The sequence below is a fragment of the Streptomyces sp. NPDC054840 genome, assembly GCF_053611065.1.
This window is the reverse complement of the sequence record NZ_JBSGZP010000946.1, coordinates 1-2,209: the sequence shown is the minus strand read 5'-3', so window position 1 is coordinate 2,209 and position 2,209 is coordinate 1. Positions and strand designations below refer to the sequence as shown.

The window sequence follows — 2,209 nt, the reverse complement described above, 5'->3', positions numbered from 1 at the left end:
AGCTCGCCCGGGCCCTGCTCGAACCCCCGGACTTCGACGAACGGGCCGCCGTCCTCTACGAACTGGGCTGTGCCTCCCTGCTCACCGAGCCCGCCAACACCGTCAACCATCTGAGGGCCGCCCTCGCCGAGCCCTCCGACGACCCGGCCCTGCGCCAGGGCATCGTCATCCGGCTCGCCCAGGTCCTCGCCCACAGCGACCGCCTCGCCGAAGCCTCGGAATCGCTCGCGCGGGAGATCCCGTACACCCAGGACGTACGCGCCCGGCTGCGCCTGCAGTCCGAGCAGTTCATGTGGGACGCCTTCAACGCCGCCGAGACCGACTCCCCGGCCCGCTCCCGCCGGCTCGCCCGCCTCGCCGACCGGCTGACCGGGCGCGACCTCACCGAGCGGTACATCATCGGGCTGCGCGCCTGGGACGCCTGCCTGCGGGGCGAGTCGGTCGACGTCGTGCTGCACCACGCCGGCCGGGTGCTGGAGCGGCCCTTCAGCTGGGCCCACGAGGACCGCGGCTTCGAGGTCCCGGTGCTGGCCGCCATGGTCCACATGTACGCCGACCGGCCCGGCCGGGCGGAGGAGCTGTTCGAGGAGGGCACCGCCGAGTTCGAGCGGCACGGCTGGCGCGGGGCGCACCTCTCCTTCGCCTACAGCCTGCGGGCCTACGTGCGCTACCGGCGCGGGCGGCTCGTGGACGCCGAGGAACTGGCCCGGGCCGGGCTGCGGCTCGCCGAACGGGTGGGCCGGCGTACCCCCGTGCACTGGTACGCCATAGCCATCCTCCTCACCACCCTGCTCGCGCGCGGCCGGCCCGAGGAGGCCTGGGACCTGGCCCAGGAGCACGAGTACGGCAGCCCCTTCCCGGCGGCCGTCGTCTTCCCCGACTCCCAGACCGTGTACGCCGAACTGCTCCTGTCCCGGGGCGAGACGCAGGCGGCCATCGTCGAACTGGAGGCGGTCGACCGGCGGCTGACGCCGCGCGGTATCCAGAACCCGTCCTGGTGCCCGTGGCAGCTGCACCTGGCCCGGGCGCTGGCCGCGGACGATCCGCGGCGGGCCCGCGCCCTGGCCGACGACGCCGTCCGCCGGGCCCGCGCCTTCGGCGCCGCCTCGGGCATCGGCCAGGCCCTGCGGGTGGCGGCGCAGGTCGCCGCCCCCGAGGAGCGGGCAGGGCTCCTCCAGGAGGCGGTCACCCTGCTCTCGACCTCACCGGCGGGCTACGAACTGGCCTGTGCCCTGGCCGCGCTCGGCACCGAGCTGCGGGACGCGGACCTGCTGATGCAGGCCCAGGTGACCGCGCGGGAATGCGGTGCGGACGGGCTGGCCGCGGAGACCACCCACACCCTGCTGGCACTGGGCGGCAGCCTGCCGTGCGGGCTGGCCTGGGAGGACGGGCTCACGGAGGAGGAACTGCTGGCGGCGGACCTCGCGGTGCGCGCCGAGAAGGAGACCGTGCCAAAGGCTGTGGTGCTGCCCGCGCCGGACTGGGCACTGTCGGCGGCCTGCCGCAAGCTGGGCACCGACCGGCCCGGCCTGAGGGAAGCACTGGAGGCGTTCGCCCGTAGCTCGACGTGATCGGGGCCGCCGCCCGCCGGGAAGGCGAACCGTATGGATCACGTCGAGAAACTCGCCCGCTTCCGGACCGGGGCGGCGGCATCGAGAAGGCGGTGCGCTGGGCGTTCGACCTCGGCGATCCGGTACCAGCGGTCCCCTCCCGCCCCGGCCGGCCGGTCACCGACCTGGTGCGGCACGTGGGCGGAGCGCAACCGCCACCTCGCGCACGCCCTGCGCGAACGGCTCACGGCCCCGCCCGACCCCGCCGGGCCTCGCCTTCCCGAGGTAGCGGACGGCCCGCACGCGCGGACCGACCGGTTCGCCCCCGGCGCCCGGGAGCCGGCGGCTCCCCCCCCGGGAGCTGGCGGAGCTCCTCGGCGAGCTGGAGCACGACATGCGTGTCCGGCCCCGGTCGGCGGAGCAGACCACGGGCTTCCGGCCGCGGATGCGGCTGATCGAGCCGGCCGTCCACGGCATGGACACCTGATCCGCGACCGGTACCCCGGGCCGCCTCGGACCGGACCTCGCGACGGACGCCGTGACCCCTGACCCAGACCATCGAGGCGACGGCCCCGGCCCGGCGCGGCCGGCAGTGGTCACCGGCGGGAGCGGGGGAGAAGTACCGCTTCCGGCGTACCGACGGACCGCAATTCTGGACG

Annotated in this window: 1 pseudogene; it reads left to right on the top strand. The window is 75.6% G+C overall.

Annotated features, from left to right (window positions below):
• Nucleotides 1-1,571: pseudogene (locus ACWGIU_RS36265) on the top strand (ATP-binding protein); the annotation flags it as partial.
• Nucleotides 1,572-2,209 lie beyond the last annotated feature (638 nt).